The 18,020-nt window shown below is 63.8% G+C and carries 15 protein-coding genes; 7 read left to right on the plus strand and 8 right to left on the minus strand.

Annotation, left to right across the window (positions count from 1 at the left end; translation table 11 throughout):
• The first annotated feature begins 260 nt into the window (after positions 1-260).
• The 3 genes from ACZYOF_RS22240 (at position 261) to ACZYOF_RS22250 (ending at position 2,631) form a co-directional block, all read left to right on the plus strand.
• Complete coding sequence (locus ACZYOF_RS22240) at positions 261-1,457, plus strand: divergent polysaccharide deacetylase family protein (RefSeq protein WP_463717120.1); 1,197 nt, start codon at positions 261-263, stop codon at positions 1,455-1,457.
• Between the two features lie 161 nt (positions 1,458-1,618).
• On the plus strand, positions 1,619-2,125 hold the full coding sequence (locus tag ACZYOF_RS22245; protein ID WP_282528795.1) for an RNA pyrophosphohydrolase: 507 nt from the start codon (positions 1,619-1,621) through the stop codon (positions 2,123-2,125).
• 2 nt (positions 2,126-2,127) lie between these two features.
• Complete coding sequence (locus ACZYOF_RS22250; protein ID WP_130579682.1) at positions 2,128-2,631, plus strand: RNA pyrophosphohydrolase; 504 nt, start codon at positions 2,128-2,130, stop codon at positions 2,629-2,631.
• A 39-nt stretch (positions 2,632-2,670) separates the two neighbouring features.
• Here the strand turns inward: ACZYOF_RS22250 and glgX are convergent, their stop codons facing one another.
• The gene (gene glgX, locus ACZYOF_RS22255) at positions 2,671-4,905 is read right to left on the minus strand and encodes a glycogen debranching protein GlgX (protein ID WP_463717121.1); all 2,235 of its coding nucleotides are present in this window, start codon (positions 4,903-4,905) and stop codon (positions 2,671-2,673) included.
• 304 nt (positions 4,906-5,209) lie between these two features.
• On the opposite strand from glgX, the gene groL reads away from it, so the two are divergent.
• On the plus strand, positions 5,210-6,832 hold the full coding sequence (groL, locus tag ACZYOF_RS22260; RefSeq protein ID WP_463717122.1) for a chaperonin GroEL: 1,623 nt from the start codon (positions 5,210-5,212) through the stop codon (positions 6,830-6,832).
• A 194-nt stretch (positions 6,833-7,026) separates the two neighbouring features.
• On the opposite strand, the gene ACZYOF_RS22265 is transcribed toward groL, so the two are convergent.
• The 6 genes from ACZYOF_RS22265 to ACZYOF_RS22290 form a co-directional block, all read right to left on the minus strand.
• Positions 7,027-7,434, minus strand: a complete 408-nt coding sequence (locus ACZYOF_RS22265) for a F0F1 ATP synthase subunit epsilon (protein WP_130579679.1) — start codon at positions 7,432-7,434, stop codon at positions 7,027-7,029.
• A 90-nt stretch (positions 7,435-7,524) separates the two neighbouring features.
• Positions 7,525-8,967: a F0F1 ATP synthase subunit beta gene (gene atpD / locus ACZYOF_RS22270; protein ID WP_282528790.1), complete on the minus strand. Its 1,443-nt coding sequence runs from the start codon at positions 8,965-8,967 to the stop codon at positions 7,525-7,527.
• A gap of 26 nt (positions 8,968-8,993) precedes the next feature.
• Complete coding sequence (locus tag ACZYOF_RS22275) at positions 8,994-9,395, minus strand: organic hydroperoxide resistance protein (RefSeq protein ID WP_130579677.1); 402 nt, start codon at positions 9,393-9,395, stop codon at positions 8,994-8,996.
• 15 nt (positions 9,396-9,410) lie between these two features.
• Positions 9,411-10,289, minus strand: coding sequence for a F0F1 ATP synthase subunit gamma (locus tag ACZYOF_RS22280; RefSeq protein ID WP_282528789.1), 879 nt, complete (start codon positions 10,287-10,289; stop codon positions 9,411-9,413).
• Positions 10,290-10,440: 151 nt separating this feature from the next.
• Positions 10,441-11,970 (minus strand): F0F1 ATP synthase subunit alpha, encoded by a 1,530-nt coding sequence (gene atpA, locus ACZYOF_RS22285; protein ID WP_130579676.1) that lies wholly within the window; start codon positions 11,968-11,970, stop codon positions 10,441-10,443.
• The gene (locus ACZYOF_RS22290; protein ID WP_282528788.1) at positions 11,970-12,530 is read right to left on the minus strand and encodes a F0F1 ATP synthase subunit delta; all 561 of its coding nucleotides are present in this window, start codon (positions 12,528-12,530) and stop codon (positions 11,970-11,972) included. Before ACZYOF_RS22290 ends, atpA begins: the two co-directional genes overlap by 1 nt.
• Before the next feature lie 620 nt (positions 12,531-13,150).
• Between ACZYOF_RS22290 and ACZYOF_RS22295 the strand changes: the two genes are divergently transcribed.
• Entirely contained in the window at positions 13,151-13,660 is a 510-nt protein-coding gene (locus ACZYOF_RS22295; protein WP_463717123.1) for a septal ring lytic transglycosylase RlpA family protein, read from the plus strand.
• Positions 13,661-13,895: 235 nt separating this feature from the next.
• Here the strand turns inward: ACZYOF_RS22295 and ACZYOF_RS22300 are convergent, their stop codons facing one another.
• Positions 13,896-16,103: a primosomal protein N' gene (locus ACZYOF_RS22300; protein ID WP_463717124.1), complete on the minus strand. Its 2,208-nt coding sequence runs from the start codon at positions 16,101-16,103 to the stop codon at positions 13,896-13,898.
• 146 nt (positions 16,104-16,249) lie between these two features.
• Here ACZYOF_RS22300 and ACZYOF_RS22305 point away from each other — a divergent pair, with 146 nt between their 5' ends.
• Together ACZYOF_RS22305 and ACZYOF_RS22310 are read left to right on the plus strand one after the other, a co-directional pair.
• Positions 16,250-17,221, plus strand: a complete 972-nt coding sequence (locus ACZYOF_RS22305; RefSeq protein WP_282528785.1) for a tyrosine recombinase XerC — start codon at positions 16,250-16,252, stop codon at positions 17,219-17,221.
• Positions 17,222-17,366: 145 nt separating this feature from the next.
• Positions 17,367-17,957 carry a DUF4337 domain-containing protein gene (locus ACZYOF_RS22310; protein ID WP_130579672.1) on the plus strand — a complete coding sequence of 197 codons (591 nt, stop codon included), beginning with the start codon at positions 17,367-17,369 and terminating at the stop codon, positions 17,955-17,957.
• Positions 17,958-18,020: the final 63 nt, after the last annotated feature.

Consider the following 18,020-nt stretch of genomic DNA (forward strand, 5'->3'; position numbering starts at 1 on the left):
GCGGCGGTCGAAACCCCGGGGGGCTGCATGCCCGCCAACTGTTCGGCCCCGGCTAATTCAGCCCACGGGCGGCCTTTCCGCCCGCCATTTTTTTTTGGACTGGCCCGTTGCCGGGGGGAAGCGCAGCTTAACCCGGGACCGCTGTATCCGCGTCTAAGAGCGCCCCCGGGTTACGCTGCGCTTCACCCGGGCTACAGGGCCGACCTTCTCTGCAACCGGCTGCCACGTGCTATCGTCGGGGGATCTGATTCGGGGGGTTCATGGCAGAGGCGGCCGACGAACTGAGCGCACCGCTCGGACAGGAAACCGTGGCCAAAAAACGCCGGTTCCAGGTGCCGTTCACGGCCACGCAGGCGCTGGCGGTTATGCTCGGCCTGATCCTGGTCACCTTCGCCGGTATCGCCTTGTTCAACGACGATCCGCTCGGCGGCGAGCCGATCGCCCATATCGCCTTGCGCAAGGCGCCGGTGGCAGAGGAAAAACCCGCAGCGGCCGGCCCTCCCGCCGAGCCTGCAGCGAAATCGACGCCCAGGCAGGCTTCCGGCGAGAGCAAGACGGTCACCATCATCGACGGCTCAAGCGGCGCGCGGCATGACGTCGTGATCGGCGGCGATGCCACCGACAAGGCCGAGTCCGACGCCGCGCCAGGGCCGATGGCCGGCATTGACCAGCGCCTTCTGGAAAAATCGCGCTATGGCATGATCCCGATGGTCGCCGACGGCTTGAGGCCGTTTACGGTCTATGCGGGCGATGCCGACCGCGCCAAGGCGGCAAAAACGCCCGTGGTGGCGATCGTGGTCGGGGGGCTCGGCGTCGGCGCCGCCAAAACCACCGACGCCATCATGAAACTGCCGCCGGCGGTGACGCTGGCCTTCACGCCTTATGGCGCCGATCCGACAAAGCTTGCCGAACGGGCGCGTGCGCAGCGCCACGAGATCCTGCTGCAGGTCCCGATGGAGCCGTTCGATTACCCGGACAATGACCCCGGCCCCCAGACCCTGCTCACGACCCTGAACGCGGAGCAGAATCTCGACCGGCTCTATTGGCACTTCAGCCGCATCCAGGGCTATGCCGGCATCGCCAATTTCATGGGCGCCCGTTTCGTGGCGACCGATCCGGTGATGCAGCCGATCATGCGCGAAGCGGCCAAGCGCGGTTTGAGCTATTTCGACGACGGCGCCACGCCACGCAGCGTCGCAGCCTCGCTCGCCGCCGGCCAGGCGCTGCCCTTTGCCAAAGCCGATTTCACCATCGATGCGGTTCCGACGTCGGTGGAGATCGACCGCGTGCTGGCCAAGCTCGAGACGCTCGCCAGGGAACGCGGGGTCGCGGTCGGCGTGGCCTCGGCGCTGCCGATTTCGATCGAGCGCCTCGCGGCCTGGACCAAGACGCTCGAGGCGCGCGGCATCCTGCTTGTGCCATTGACAACCGCGATGCTGAAATCAAAATCGGGCTAGAGCATCAACCTGATGGCGCGACTTCCGGACCCCGCCCGTCTTGCAGATCATGATCCGCGAGGATGATATCGGGTCATGGTCTCGTCTTTTTGTTGGAGCGTGATCGTTTTGGAAAACCAATTCCCACTGGTTCCCGATCACCCTCTGGGAGTCCTGATCGAATGACGCGTTACGAAGAGCTGCCTTACCGGACCTGCGTCGGCGTGATGCTGCTCAACCGAGACGGGCTGGTCTTTATCGGACGCCGCGCCGGCGGCATCGAGCATGTCGACGACACCCACATCTGGCAGATGCCGCAAGGCGGCGTGGATCCCGGTGAAGACGTCTGGGAAGCCGCCAAGCGCGAGCTCTACGAGGAGACCAGCGTCCGCTCGGTCGAGAGGCTCGGCGAAGTCGACGACTGGCTGATCTACGATATTCCGCGCACGGTCGCAGGGCGCGCCTGGAAGGGCCGTTATCGCGGCCAGCGCCAGAAATGGTTCGCGGTGCGCTTCACTGGGAAGGACAATGAGATCGACGTGGAACGTCCCGGCGGCGGAGGCCACAAGGCCGAGTTCTCGAACTGGCGCTGGGAGCCGATGAAGAATCTCCCCGAATTGATTGTGCCGTTCAAGCGGCCGGTCTACGAGCGCGTGGTGCAAGAGTTTTCCAGGCTCGCGGGCCGATAGGAATGTCCGAGGAAAAGCTATACCGCCCCAATGTCGGGATCGCGCTGTTCAACACGTCCGGCCGCGTGCTGATCGGCCATCGCTTCCGGGACGATGGTCCGGAAATCATCCTTCCCGGGCTCGAATGGCAGATGCCGCAGGGCGGCATCGATGCTGGCGAAGAACCGCGCCAAACGGTCATGCGTGAACTCTGGGAGGAGACGGGTGCGGTCTCCGCCGACTATCTCGGCGAGACCGACTGGGTCACTTACGAATTCCCGCCTTACAACGGACCGCCGCATCGTCTCGGCAAATTCCACGGACAGCGGCAAAAATGGTTCGCGCTGCGCTTCACCGGGCGCGACGCGGAGATCGACCCGCTGACACCGCGCAACGGACAGCCGGCCGAATTCGACGCCTGGCGCTGGGAGCAGCTCGACCGCGTCCCCGACCTCGTCGTGCCGTTCCGCCGCGAAGTGTACCGGCATGTCGCCCGCAGCTTCGCCGCCTTTGCGCAAGCGCGCTGAGACCGGATTGCGGAACCTCACCTCGTCCAGGTGGACCCATTACTCGGATAGCGGGAGCTCGGCGACATCAAGGATGGTGCCGATGCCATGCCGCAAGCGGCGCATGGCGCTGTCTTCGCTCGCGAGACCGAACGCCAGCATCGAGCGTCCGGTCACGGCATAGACGTGGCCGAACGGAAAGCTCGGCAGTTGCCCCTCCGGCTGGTTGGTGTCGATCAGCCCCTGCCAGTGCTGTCCTTCCGGGACCTTCGGCAACGTAAAGTTCACGACGTCGAAATGGGCGTTGTAGATCAACAGCAGGGTCGCATCCGATCCGCGACGTTTGATGCCGGTCTCCTGGGCGCGACCATCAAGCAGCAATCCAAAGCAGCGCACATTGCCGTCCTGCCACTGCTCGACGGTCATTTCCTCGCCCGACGGGGCGAGCCAGGTCACGTCCTTGACATCAAGCTCCTCATTGTGAGTGCCGATCAGAAAACGGCTCCGATAAAGGATCGGAAACGCCTTGCGCATCGCGATCAGTTTTCGCGTGAATTCGCGCAAGGCGCGCCCTTCAGGCGATATCTTCATCCAATCGAGCCAGGTGGTCTCGTTGTCCTGCGCATAGGCGTTGTTGTTGCCCTTCTGGCTGTGACCGAATTCGTCGCCCGCGAGCAGCATCGGCGTGCCGTGCGACAAGATCATCGTGGCAAGGAAGTTGCGCTTCTGCCGCTCGCGCAGCGCGACAATCTCCGCATCCTGTGTTGAACCTTCGACGCCGTGATTCCACGAGTAATTGTTGGAATGGCCGTCCTGGTTGTTCTCCCCATTGGCCTCGTTGTGCTTGTCGTTGTACGAGACCAGATCGTTGAGGGTGAAGCCATCATGGGCGGTGACGAAGTTGACACTCGCCCACGGCTTGCGGCCGCGCTTGTTGAACAGGTCTCCCGACCCGGTGATGCGCTTGACAAAATCGGCGACCTGTCCGGCATCCCCCTTCCAGAAGCTTCGCACGGTGTCGCGGAATTTGTCGTTCCATTCCGCCCAGCCCGGCGCGAACTGGCCGACCTGGTAGCCGCCGGGGCCGATGTCCCATGGCTCCGCGATCAGCTTGACGCTGGAGAGCACCGGGTCCTGCCGACAGGCATCAAGGAAGCTGCCGCCCTCGTCGAAGCCGTAGGGTTCGCGTGCGAGAATGGTGGCAAGATCGAAACGGAAGCCATCGACGCGCATCTCCGTTGCCCAATAACGCAAGGAGTCGGCGACCATCTGCAGCACGCGCTGGTGCGATAGATTGACGGTGTTTCCGGTACCGGTATCGTTGACGTAGTAGCGCTTCTGATCGGGCAGCAGCCGATAATAGCTCGCGTTATCGATGCCCTTGAAGGACAGCGTCGGTCCGAGCTCGTTGCCTTCGGCAGTGTGGTTATAGACCACGTCGAGGATCACCTCGATGCCGTGGGCATGGAATTGGTTGACCATCTCCTTGAACTCGGTCGCCCAGAGCGTGCGCAGATAGCGCGGATCCGGCGCGAAGAAAGCGAGCGAGTTGTAGCCCCAATAATTGCGCAGGCCCTTGTCGACCAGATAGCTGTCGTCGACGAAAGCATGCATCGGCAGCAGCTCGGCGCTGGTGACGCCGAGCGAGCGCAGATACGCTGATACGTTTGGGCAGGCGAGGCCGGCGAACGTGCCGCGATCGGCCTCCGGCACCAATGGATGCAGCTTGGTGAAGCCTTTCACATGCATCTCGTAGATGATGGTGCGCTCCCACGGTGTCGCGGGCTTGCGGTCACGCCCCCAGGTGAAAGCGGGATCGATCACCCGGCACTTCTGCACGAGATGGACATTGTCGCGGTCATCGAACGATTTGTCCTTGTCGGGATCGCCGATCTTGTAGCCGAACAGTTCGGGACCCCATTGCAACTGCCCGACCAATTGCCGGGCGTAGGGGTCGATCACCAGCTTGTTGGGATTGAAGCGATGGCCGGCGTCCGGTTCATAGGGACCATGGACGCGATAGGCATAGACCAATCCTGGACGCGCGGTCGGCAGATAGCCGTGCCAGACTTCGTCGGTATATTCGGGAAGCTCGAGCCGCTCGACCTCGGTTTGGCCTGTGTCATCGAACAGGCACAGCTCCACCTTGGTGGCGTGCGCTGAAAACAGCGCGAAGTTGACACCAAGGCCATCCCAGCTGGCGCCTAGGGGAAATGGCCTGCCTTCGCGAACGGCGGAGCGACGCAGCAACTGCGCTGCCTGCGCGAGTTCACTACCTGCGGCTGATCTATCCATAGGAAACGCCCGCCCTTTGGTTAGATGAACGCCTGCACCTCACCATCGTTCCTCTGGTCGGGCCGCTGCGCCTCTGGGCCGGCTCTACCCGACCTCCGCCCCCGGGACGGGTTCCCGGCTTCCCGGTCCTGTGACATCATGGAGGAGAGCAATCCTCTCGGCCCAGGCCGGACGACCGAGGCCGCGCGGAAGGCCGCTTAGAGTACGATCCGGAAAAAGTGGATACCGCTTTCCCGAAAACGACGATGCTCAAGCAAGGACGATAGAACGCAGTTGATCCATCAAGGGGAGAGGAGAAAACGTCATGGCCGCGAAAGACGTGAAGTTCTCAACCGAAGCCCGCGAGCGCATGCTGCGTGGCGTAGATCTGCTGGCGAATGCGGTCAGGGTGACGCTCGGACCGAAGGGCCGCAACGTCGTGCTGGAAAAATCCTTTGGAGCACCGCGCATCACCAAGGATGGCGTCACCGTCGCCAAGGAGATCGAGCTCGAGGACAAGTTCGAGAACATGGGCGCACAGATGGTGCGGGAAGTCGCGTCCAAGACCAGCGACATCGCGGGTGACGGCACCACCACCGCAACTGTGCTCGCACAGGCGATCGTCAGGGAGGGCGCCAAGTCGGTCGCCGCCGGCATGAATCCAATGGATCTGAAGCGCGGCATCGACCTCGCGGTCGACGCGATCGTCGCCGACCTCAAAGCCCATGCCAGGAAGATCATCTCCAATGATGAGATCGCCCAGGTCGGCACCATCTCCGCCAACGGAGATGCCGAGATCGGCCGCTTCCTTGCCGATGCGATGCAGAAGGTCGGCAATGAAGGCGTGATCACGGTCGAGGAGGCAAAGAGCCTCAACACCGAGCTGGAAGTGGTCGAGGGCATGCAGTTCGACCGCGGCTACATCTCGCCCTATTTCGTCACCAATGCCGAGAAGATGAAGGTCGAGCTCGAAGAGCCCTATGTCCTCACTCACGAGAAGAAGCTGGTCACGCTGCAATCGATGTTGCCGCTGCTGGAAGCGGTGGTGCAGTCCGGCAAGCCGGTGCTCATCGTCGCTGAGGACATCGAGGGCGAGGCGCTGGCGACGCTCGTCGTCAACAAGCTGCGCGGCGGCTTGAAGGTCGCCGCGGTGAAGGCGCCGGGTTTCGGCGATCGCCGCAAAGCGATGCTCGAGGATATCGCCATCCTTACCGGCGGCACCGCGATCTCGGAGGATCTCGGCATCAAGCTCGAGAGTGTCACGCTGAACATGCTCGGCCGTGCCAAGAAGGTCGTGATCGAAAAGGAGAGTACGACCATCGTCGATGGCTCCGGTGCCAAGAAGGACATCGAGGCACGAGCCACCCAGATCAGGACGCAGATCGAAGAAACCACCTCCGACTATGATCGCGAGAAGTTGGAGGAGCGGCTTGCCAAGCTCGCCGGCGGCGTCGCCGTGATCCGGGTCGGCGGCGCGACCGAAATAGAGGTGAAGGAGCGCAAGGACCGGGTCGAGGACGCGCTGCACGCCACCCGCGCGGCAGTCGAGGAAGGCATCCTTCCCGGCGGCGGCGTGGCGCTGCTGCGCGCCTCGAAGGCGCTGGAGAGGATCAAGATCACCAATGCCGATCAGAAGGCCGGTGTCGAAATCGTGCGTCGCGCCTTACAGATACCGGCGCGCCAGATCGTCGAGAATGCCGGCGAGGACGGTTCGCTGGTGGTCGGCAAGCTCCTGGAGCGCGCCGACTATAATTGGGGCTTCAATGCCGCGACTGGCGAGTACGAGGACCTGGTACGCGCCGGCGTGATCGATCCGGCGAAGGTGGTTCGCACCGCATTGCAGGACGCGGCATCGGTTGCCTCGCTCCTGATCACGACGGAAGCATTGGTCGCCGACAAGCCGAAGAAGTCCGAGCAGACGCCTACAATGCCGCCGATGGACTTCTGATCGATGACAAGAGCGTTCCGCGAGTCGCTTGGCGCCGGCGGTGGATGCCAACGCCGCGGTCTCAAGCAGGGCGAAGCGCCGCTAGGCGAGCGCAATGCTGAAATTCGGCGGCTCGGAAACTTTCGCCCGCCACGATGTGACGGACGCCGGGTCGTTCAAGATTTTTGTTCGGCCCCGGCGCAGTGCACCGGGGCCTAGTGCATAGCGGTTGCGTTGAGGATGTGCTCGATACTCTTGAAATGGTCGAGCCGCTCGATTTCGCGGTCGAGCTCCGAGCCGTGCTTCTCTTTCAGATTTTCTTCCATCTCAGCGATGGTTTCCCTGAACTGGGCGCGATCGACCTCCTGGATCGAGGTCGCGACATCGGCGAGCACGGTCAGGCGATTGTCGGAGACTTCGGCCAGACCGCCGAGCACCACCATCTTCTGATGCGTGCCGCCGGTCGTGATGGTCAGGATGCCCGGACGGACTGCCGCCACGACCGGTGCGTGACCGGCGAGCACGCCGAAATCACCTTCCGCGCCGGGAACGTCGACCTGATCGACCTCGCCGGAGAAAGCGAGCGCTTCGGGGGAGACGAGATCGAAGTGGAAGGTGGCCATGGTGTACCTGCGAATAGCGAATAGCGAATGGTGAGTGGCGAAGTCAGGGAGCCAGCGCTAACTCGCCACTCCCTATTCGCCATTCGCCCCTTAAGCTGCTTCGGCAGCCAGCTTCTTGCCCTTCTCGACCGCCTCTTCGATGGTGCCGACCATGTAGAAGGCGGCCTCCGGCAGGTGGTCGTACTTGCCTTCGCACAGGCCGCGGAAGCCCTTGATGGTGTCGGCGAGCTCGACGAACTTGCCCGGCGAGCCGGTGAAGACTTCGGCAACATGGAAGGGCTGCGACAGGAAGCGCTCGATCTTGCGGGCGCGGGCCACCGTCAGCTTGTCCTCTTCCGAAAGTTCGTCCATGCCGAGGATGGCGATGATGTCCTGCAGCGACTTATAGCGCTGGAGCACCTGCTGCACCATGCGCGCGGTGTTGTAATGCTCCTCGCCGACGACCAGCGGCGACAGCATGCGCGAGGTCGAGTCGAGCGGATCCACCGCCGGGTAGATGCCCTTCTCCGAGATCGCGCGCGACAGCACGGTGGTGGCGTCCAAATGGGCGAAGGAGGTCGCCGGCGCCGGGTCGGTCAAGTCGTCGGCCGGCACGTAGATCGCCTGCACCGAAGTGATCGAGCCCTTCTGGGTGGTGGTGATACGCTCCTGCAGCGCACCCATGTCGGTCGCAAGCGTCGGCTGGTAACCCACCGCCGACGGGATGCGGCCGAGCAGCGCCGACACTTCGGAGCCGGCCTGCGTGAAGCGGAAGATGTTGTCGACGAAGAACAGCACGTCCTGACCCTGGTCGCGGAAATGCTCGGCCACCGTGAGGCCGGTGAGGCCGACGCGCGCGCGTGCGCCCGGCGGTTCATTCATCTGGCCGAACACCAGCGCGCATTTCGACTGCACGCTCGGATCGGGATTGCGCGGGTCCGCGTTGACCTTGGACTCGATGAACTCGTGATAGAGGTCGTTGCCTTCGCGGGTGCGCTCGCCGACGCCGGCGAACACCGAGTAACCGCCGTGGGCTTTCGCGACGTTATTGATCAGCTCCTGGATCAGCACGGTCTTGCCGACGCCGGCGCCGCCGAACAGGCCGATCTTGCCGCCCTTGGCGTAAGGCGCGAGCAAATCGACGACCTTGATGCCGGTGACGAGAATTTCCGCCTCGGTCGACTGGTCGGTATAGCTCGGCGCCTCCTGGTGGATCGCACGCACGTCTTCGGCCTTGATCGGGCCGGCTTCGTCGATCGGCTCGCCGATGACGTTGATGATGCGGCCGAGCGTGCCGACGCCGACCGGCACCCTGATCGGCTCGCCGGTATCGGTCACTTCCTGGCCGCGCACCAGACCTTCGGTCGTATCCATCGCGATCGTCCGCACGGTGGATTCGCCGAGATGCTGCGCCACCTCGAGCACGAGACGGCTGCCGCCGTTCTTGGTTTCCAGCGAGTTGAGAATCGCCGGCAGGTGGCCCTCGAACTGGACGTCGACGACGGCGCCCATAACCTGGGTGACGCGACCGATCTGGTTGGCTGCTGTAGCCATTTACTCTGTCTCCTTCGATCCGAATTTCAGACCACGGTCAGCTTGACCGGGATATTACCTTTGGTGGCCTTCGAATACGGGCACACCGTGTGAGCTTCCTCGACCAGCGCCTGGACCTTGGCCTTGTCCGCGCCTGGGATTGAAACCTTGAGTTCGACGGCGAGCGAAAAGCCGCCATCGGTCTTGAGCGTCACGTCGGCGGTGACCTTTGCCGCCTGGCCGTCGACGCCATGGTTCTTGGCGACCACGAGGATGGCCTGGCCAAAGCAGGCCGAATAGCCCAGCGCAAAAAGCTGCTCGGGATTGTGGCCGTCGCCGGCGCCGCCCAATTCCTTCGGCAGTGCCATTGCGAGCGCCAGCCCGCCATTGTCGAGCATGGAGCGGCCGTTGCGTCCGCCCTTGGTGGTAGCCGATGTGACGTAAGCCATTTCGCGCTCCCTTGGTTAGACCGCCTCGGCGCCGGAAATGATTTCGATCAGTTCCTTGGTGATCATCGCCTGACGGGTTCGGTTGTAGACCAGCGTCTGCTTGCGGATCATTTCACCGGCGTTGCGGGTCGCGTTGTCCATCGCGCTCATCTGCGCGCCGTAGAACGAGGCGTTGTTTTCCAGGAGTGCGCGGAAGACCTGCACCGCGAGGTTGCGCGGCAACAGGTTGGCGAGGATCTCGTCCTCTTCCGGCTCGTATTCGTAAGCGGTCGCAGCGCCGCCGTTTCCGGCCGGCGTTTCCACCACCAGCGGAATGACCTGCTGCGCGGTCGGGACTTGCGCGATCACCGACTTGAACTGCGAATAGAACAGCGTGCAGACGTCGAATTCGCTGGCATCGAAGCGCGCCAGTACTTTCTTGGCGATGTCCTCGGCATTGACGAAGCCGAGCTGCCGCACCGCGCGCAGGTCGATATGCTCGACGATCTGCCGTTCGAACAGGCGGCGAAGCTGCTCATAGCCCTTGCGGCCGACGCAGAAGAATTTGACTTCCTTGCCCTGACCGAGCAGCGACAGCGCGTGCTCGCGCGCCAACCGCACGATCGCGGAGTTGAACGCGCCGCAAAGGCCACGTTCGCCGGTGCAAACCAGGAGCAGATGCACCTGGTCCCTGCCCGTCCCGGCGAGCAGCGCCGGCGCGCCGGGTGAGCCCGCGGCGGCGCTCGCGATATTGCCGATCACGGCGCCCATCTTGTCTGCATAGGGCCGAGCGGCCTCGGCAGCGGTCTGCGCGCGGCGCAGCTTTGACGCCGCCACCATCTGCATGGCCTTGGTGATCTTCTGCGTCGCCTTGGTCGAGGCGATGCGGACCCGCATGTCTTTCAGTGACGCCATTCTTCGTCCACCCCGGCGATCCGATCGGGCGATCCGACCGCTAGCCTATCCCATTGTTCTGCCCGGCGCCTGCGCCGGGCATCCGCTTCTCGTCAGCCGGGAGCCACAGGCGCGAAGACCAGCTTCGCACCTTGTCCGGCCGCGACGACGTTTAGGCAAACGTCTTGGCGAAACCTTCGACCACGTTCTTCAGCTTGGCGGCAACGTCGTCATTGAGGTCGCGGCTATCGCGGATCGCGTCGAGGATGTCGGCATTCTTGCCGCGCAGCAGCGACAGCAGGCCATCCTCGAAGGCGCGCACCTTGTTGAGCGGCAGCGGATCGAGATAGCCGTTGGTGCCGGCCCAGATCACGCAGACCTGCTCTTCCATCTTCAGTGGCGAGAACTGCGGCTGCTTCAACAGTTCGGTCAGGCGCGAGCCGCGGTTGAGCAGGCGCTGGGTCGAGGCGTCGAGGTCGGAGCCGAACTGCGCGAACGCCGCCATTTCACGGTACTGCGCGAGCTCGCCCTTGATCTTGCCGGCGACCTTCTTCATCGCCTTGGTCTGCGCCGACGATCCGACGCGCGACACCGACAGACCGACGTTCACCGCGGGGCGGATGCCCTGGAAGAACAGGTCGGTTTCCAGGAAGATCTGGCCGTCGGTAATCGAGATCACGTTGGTCGGGATGTAGGCCGACACGTCGTTGGCCTGGGTTTCGATCACCGGCAGGGCGGTCAGCGAGCCCAAACCGTGCTCCTTGTTAAGCTTGGCGGCGCGCTCGAGCAGGCGGGAGTGCAGATAGAACACGTCGCCCGGATAGGCTTCGCGGCCCGGCGGGCGGCGCAGCAGCAGCGACATCTGGCGATAAGCGACGGCCTGCTTCGACAGATCGTCATAGATGATGACCGCGTGCATGCCGTTGTCGCGGAAATATTCGCCCATCGTGCAGCCGGTGAACGGCGCGATGTACTGCATCGGCGCCGGGTCCGATGCGGTGGCGGCAACCACAATGGAGTATTCCAGCGCGCCCTGCTCTTCGAGCACCTTCACGAACTGCGCGACGGTGGAACGCTTCTGGCCGACCGCGACGTAGACGCAATACAGCTTGATGCTCTCGTCCGGCTGGGCGTTGAGCGGCTTCTGATTGAGGATGGTATCGAGCGCGATCGCGGTCTTGCCGGTCTGGCGGTCGCCGATGATCAGCTCACGCTGGCCGCGGCCGATCGGGATCAGCGCATCGATCGCCTTCAGACCGGTCGCCATCGGCTCGTTCACCGACTTGCGCGGAATGATGCCCGGCGCCTTCACGTCGACGCGCATGCGCTTGTCAGCCTGGATCGGACCCTTGCCGTCGATCGGGTTGCCGAGCGCATCGACGACGCGGCCGAGCAGGCCCTTGCCGACCGGCGTGTCGACGATGGCGCGGGTGCGCTTGACGGTCTGGCCTTCCTTGATCTCGCGGTCGGCGCCGAAGATCACGATGCCGACGTTGTCGTTTTCGAGGTTGAGCGCCATGCCGCGGGTGCCGTTCTCGAACTCGACCATTTCACCGGCCTGGACGTTGTCCAGCCCGTAGACGCGGGCGATACCGTCACCGACCGACAGCACCTGGCCGACTTCGGTGACCTCGGCCTCCTGGCCGAAATTCTTGATCTGGTCCTTGAGGATCGCGGAAATTTCCGCGGCGCGGATGTCCATCAGCCTGCCTCTTTCATCGCGTGCTTGATCGAATTGAGTTTGGTGCGAAGCGAACTATCCACCATGCGGCTACCGACCTTGACCACAAGGCCGCCGATGATGGAGGGATCGATCTTCACGTTGAGCGCGACGTCCTTGCCCGTCACCGACTTCAGTGCGGTCTTCAGCGCGTCGAGATTCTTGTCATTGAGCGCTTCCGCGACGGTGACCTCGGCGGTCGCCTCGCCCTTGAAGTTCGCCACCAGCGCGTTGTAGGCGCGGATCACGTCCGCGACCGCAAACAAGCGGCGATTGGAGGTGAGCACTTTCAGGAACTTGGCGGTGATGCCGGAAATGCCGGCCTTGTCGAGCACCGCGGAGAGCGCCTTCAATTGCGCTTCGGCGGAAAACACCGGGCTGCGGACGAGGCGCTTTAGATCGGCGCTCTCATTCAGAAGGGCATTGAATTTATCGAGATCGGACTTCACGGCATCGACGGACTTTTCGTCGCGAGCCAGATCAAACAGGGCCGTTGCGTAACGACCGGCAACTCCCGAAACGGACGGATCTTCAGCAGCCACAGACGCGCTCTTTTTTGCTGTCAAATTCGCAAGGGAAAAACCGTCGCCGCTGCAGCGGCGCCTAGCGATCCAAGCCCTTGGAATTCAAGCGGGACTTCGATTTTCGACCGACACGCGGAGTGCCGGGATCGTTAAAATCGCGGCTTTGCTAGCATGGCAGGCGCGCAGGTGCAACACGACGTCACATCTAGGTGATGCCTTGTCGCACGGCCGCAACGAAGCGCGGCACGAACCTCGTGGAGCGAAATTCTGCGCGCAGGAATTTTGACCGGCAGGCAGGAAGGTCGCCGATCGTTCCATTGGCGATCGCATGCCTACTCCGAGTTCCTGCGACGGAACAAAGCGGCCGGATGCTCTCCATTTCGTGATTACTTGCGGAAACCTTTCCTAAACGTAAATCAACAGTATTCGCAAGTATTCTTTAGGTTAAAAATTGGTTAAGGCCGAAGACTAGCGGAAGCTGTCGGGCGGGGCCCCGGCAGTAACAAGATATTTCAGCCTGATACATTCCGAATTTACTGCCCAATTCATGCCTCATTGCGAAATCACACGGCTTTCGTCAACGAAGGGACGGGGGTTCCATTTGCCGCGTCCGTGGCAATACTGCTTGAGGGTCTTGAATGCTGAAATACAAGAAGTCGGCTCGGGGCAACGCAACCCGGTCGTCGCGCGCGGCGCTGGCTGTCGTCGCCGCAACTTTCCTGGTTGGTGGCAGCATCACCGAAGCGTCGGCTAAATCCCGGCACCACCATCATCGCCATCACCACCATCATCACCAGGCCCGTGCCGCAACCGACGGTGCGTCCTCGCGCGATGCCAATGCGGCGTTCACGCCCAGCACCGGCGGCCGCAGCTTCTCGGGCGTAGCGTCCTTCTACGGCAACGAATCCGGCAGCCGCACCGCCTCCGGTCAGCGCTTCAACCAGAACGCCATGACCGCAGCCCATCGCAGCCTGCCGTTCGGCACCAAGCTGCGCGTGACCCATGGCGGCCGCAGCGTGATCGTCACCATCAATGATCGTGGCCCGTTCATCCGCGGCCGCGTGCTCGATCTCTCCACGGGCGCCGCCCGTGCCATCGGCCTGACTGGTTCCGGCGTCGGCCGTGTCACCGCCGAGGTCGTCTCTTAAAGGCGTCCTTCAGGCGCCGTTTCCGACCAGTTTCGGTAAGCGTTGCGTAGAGTACGGTCGCGGAACTTTCCGCACACCGATGAAAGCCTGCCGTCAGAAGTGACGGCAGGCTTTTTCACGCGCCCTCCCCCGTCATTGCGAGCGAAGCGAAGCAATCCATCTCGCCGCTTGTGGAGACATGGATTGCTTCGCCGCTTCGCGTCTCGCAATGACGGCTGAGGCTCCGGAACAAGCTTTACAAGAAGCTCTGCGGATCGACGTCGACCTCGAGCTTGAGGTTCCCCGTGGTCTTCGGCCCGGCCGCCAGCCATTCGCGCAAGTACTGCGACAGATCGACCGAGCGCAGCGACTTCACCAGCAGGCGGAAGCGATAGCGGCCCTTGATCACCGCAAGCGGCGCCTCCGCCGGGCCGAGCACCTGGATGCGCTCGTCGAGCGGCGCGACCGAGGCCAGCTTGCGCCCAAAGCCTTCCGCCGTGGGCCGGTCGCCCGCCGAGATGATCAGGCTCGCCAATCGCCCGAACGGCGGATAGCCGGTGCGTTCGCGCGAATCGATCTCGCTCGCATAGAACGCCTCGCGGTCATTGGCGACCAGCGCCTTCATCACGGGATGTTCGGGCTGATGGGTCTGCAGATACCCGACGCCGCGGCCCTGGTCGCGGCCGGCGCGCCCGATCACCTGGTTGAGGAGCTGGAACGTGCGCTCGGCCGCGCGCGGATCGCCATTGCCGAGGCCCAGATCGGCATCGACGACGCCGACCAGGTTGAGGCGCGGGAAATTGTGGCCTTTCGCCACAAGCTGGGTGCCGATGATGATGTCGACCCGGCCCTCCGCAATCTCGTTGAGCTCGCTGCGCATGGTCTCAATCGAGGTGATGAGGTCGCTGGAGAGCACCATGGTGCGCGCGCCGGGAAACAGCGCCGCGGCCTCTTCCTGCAGCCGCTCGACCCCCGGACCGACCGCCACCAGCGATTCCTCCGCCGCGCAATGCGGGCAGATGTTCGGGCGCGGCATCGAGAAGCCGCAATGGTGGCAGACCAGGCGCTGGCGGAAACGGTGATCGACCAGCCAGGCGTCGCAGATGGTGCAGGCAAAGCGGTGTCCGCAGGCGCGGCACAGCGTCAGCGGCGCATAGCCGCGGCGATTGAGGAATAAAAGCGCCTGCTCGCGCCGTTCCACCGCGTAACGGATCTGCTCGGCGAGCCGCGGCGAGATGAAGCGGCCACGCGAGGGCGGCTCGCGGCGCAGGTCGATGGCCTCGATCGTCGGCATGTGCTGGCCGCCGAAGCGCGAGGGCAGCGCGATGCGCTGATAGCGCCCCTTGCGCGCATTGACCTCGCTCTCGATCGATGGCGTGGCGGAGGCGAGCACGATCGGGATCTTGGCGATATGCGCGCGCACCACGGCCATGTCGCGGGCATGGTAATGCGCGCCGTCGTCCTGCTTGTAGGCCTGGTCGTGCTCCTCATCGACGATGATGAGCCCGAGATCGGCATAGGGCAGGAACAGCGCCGAGCGCGCACCGACCACCACCGGCGCCTCACCGCCCGAGATCGCTGCCCAATTGCGGGCGCGGGTGCGCGGCGAGAGCTCGGAATGCCATTCCAGCGGACGCACGCCAAAGCGCTGCACGAAGCGATCGAGGAACTGGCCGGTCAGCGCGATCTCCGGCATCAGGATCAGCGACTGCCTGTTACGGCGGATGTTTTCGGCGATCGCCTCGAAATAGACCTCGGTCTTGCCCGATCCAGTGACGCCATCGAGCAGGGCCACATGAAAACTGCCGCTCGCCGCCAGCGTCCGCATCGCGTCGGCGGCGGCGCGTTGCTGGTGTGAGAAGTCCGGCTGCGCGTAATCCGGATCGGGCATGGGCGGCGCTGGTGGCGGCGGCATCGGCTCGACCGTCAAGGTGCCCTCATCGACGAGGCCATCGATGACGCCACTGCTCACGCCGGCTTCCCTCGCCGCCTCCGACTTGCCATGCAGCAGGCGGTCCGCGAGCACGTCGATCACCCGCCGCCGTGCCGGCGTCATTCGCCGCGGTGGCTCTCCGACCAGCCGCACGCCCAGACGCATCCGCTCAGGGCCGAGATTTTCGCCCATGCGCAGCGTCATCCGCAGCACCATGCCGCGCGCGGACAGCGTGTAATTGGCAACCCAATCGACGAGCGCGCGCAGCTCCGGTTTCAGCGGCGGCAGGTCGAGCTTCTCGCTGACATCCTTTAGCCGGTTGTGCAGCCGCGGATCGGGCTTTGCGTTTTCCGCCCACACTACCGCCATCACCTCGCGCGCACCGAGCGGCACGGCGACGACATCGCCGGCCTTCAGATCCATGCCGCGCGGCACGCGATAGGAATAGGTCTGGTCCAGCGCGACCGGGACCAGCACATCGACCATGGAGGTCGGCGTGACAGAGGAAGCGTGGCTGCGCGCAGTATCCATTCAGGGAATCAAGAGTTCCGATTGCTCGACTTGGAGGTAGACTTGGAGGTTAGAGCGGCCGGCGCAAGTTAGCGAACGGTAAACGAAAGCGATGCGATATAATGGCTTAAACCATCGCCTCCAAGACAGGTCCATAAGACAGGTCCATGGCCAAAGCGCTTCCCGCCGTTCCCTTGATCGAACTCGACTGCGCCGACGAAACCGTCACGCAAGAGATGGCGCACTGGCTATCGCATCTGCGTGCCGAACGGCGATTGTCGCCGAAAACACTGGAGGCCTATGCTCGCGATGTCCGCCAATGCCTCGCCTTTCTCGCCCAGCACTGGGGCACGCAGGTGACGCTGCAGGGTTTTGCGGCGCTGGAAGCCACCGACATCAGGGCGTTCATGGCGATGCGCCGCGCCGACGATATCGCGGGGCGTTCGCTGATGCGGGCCTTGGCGGGCCTGCGCTCGTTCGGCCGGTTCCTCGAGCGCGAAGGCAAAGGCAAGGTCGGCGCCCTCTCCGCGATTCGCGCACCCAAGGTTGCAAAGAGCCTGCCGAAGCCCATCCACGTGGCAGCGGCAAAACGCTTTGCCGATGCCGACGAGCGCGCCGGCGAGGCCCGGGAGACCTGGGTGCTGGTGCGCGACGCCGCCGTGATGGCGCTGCTCTATGGCTCGGGCCTGCGCATCTCCGAGGCGCTCGGCTTGAAACGTCGCGACGTGCCGAAGCCCGGCGAAGGCGACGTGCTGGTCGTGACCGGCAAGGGCAACAAGACCCGCATGGTGCCGGTGCTGCAAAACGTGTTGCAGCTCATTGCCGACTACGCGGCGATCTGCCCGCATCCGCTGCCGCCCACCGGCCCGATGTTCGTCGGCGCCCGCGGCGGCCCCTTGAGCCCGCGCATCATCCAGCTCGCCATGGAGCGGCTGCGCGGCGCGCTCGGCCTGCCCGACAGCGCCACTCCGCACGCGCTACGGCATTCGTTCGCGACCCACCTGCTCAGCCGCGGCGGCGATTTGCGGGCGATCCAGGAATTGCTCGGCCACGCCTCGCTCTCGACGACGCAAATCTATACCGGCATCGATTCGGAGCGGCTGCTGGAGGTCTATCGCTCCGCGCATCCGCGGGGCTAATTCCGCTTCTGTCTTGACGCGTTTTCCTCATGCGAGGGGCGATGCCGGGTTCATCCTGACACGCTCGCGTCACATCCGCTTGGCACTTGCGTAAGCGATGTCATTTCGGCAATCGTGACGGCGGGTCATATCGGAGAGGGGAATCATGAGCGCACACGAGAGTATGGAGCATGCCGAGCACGCCGAGCATGCTTCCGGCGAGAACAAGAAGATCGCGCTGTTGATTGCCGTGATCGCGCTGTTCCTGGCGCTCTCGGAGACGCTGGGCAAGGGGGCGCAGACCGAATCGATCAGCAAGAACGTCGAGGCGTCGAACCTGTGGGCGTTCTTCCAGGCCAAGAGCATCCGCCGCACCGCAGTGCAGGCGGCCGCCGAGCAGGCCAAGCTCACTCTTGCCACCACAACAGACGATGCCGTCAGGGCGACCATTCAGAAGCAGATCGAGGACTGGCAGAAGACGGCGGCGCGCTACCGCTCCGAGCCCGAGACCGGCGAAGGCACCGAACAGCTCGCCGAGCGCGCCAAACATGCTGAGCATCAGCGCGACGAGGCGACGGCAAAATACCACCACTTCGAGATCGCCTCCGCCGCCTTCCAGATCGCGATCGTGCTGGCATCGGCGACCATCATCACCGGCATCCTCGCGCTGGCCTGGATTTCAGGCCTGCTGACGCTCGCGGGAATCGTCATCACCGCGCTGGGCTTGTATTCGCCGCATCTGCTGCATCTGCACTGAGTCGATCAATGCGTCGATACGCGGGTCCATAGGATTGTCATGCCCTGCGAAGGCGGGGCATCC

The sequence above is a fragment of the Bradyrhizobium sp. LeoA1Lang genome (genome assembly GCF_055413685.1).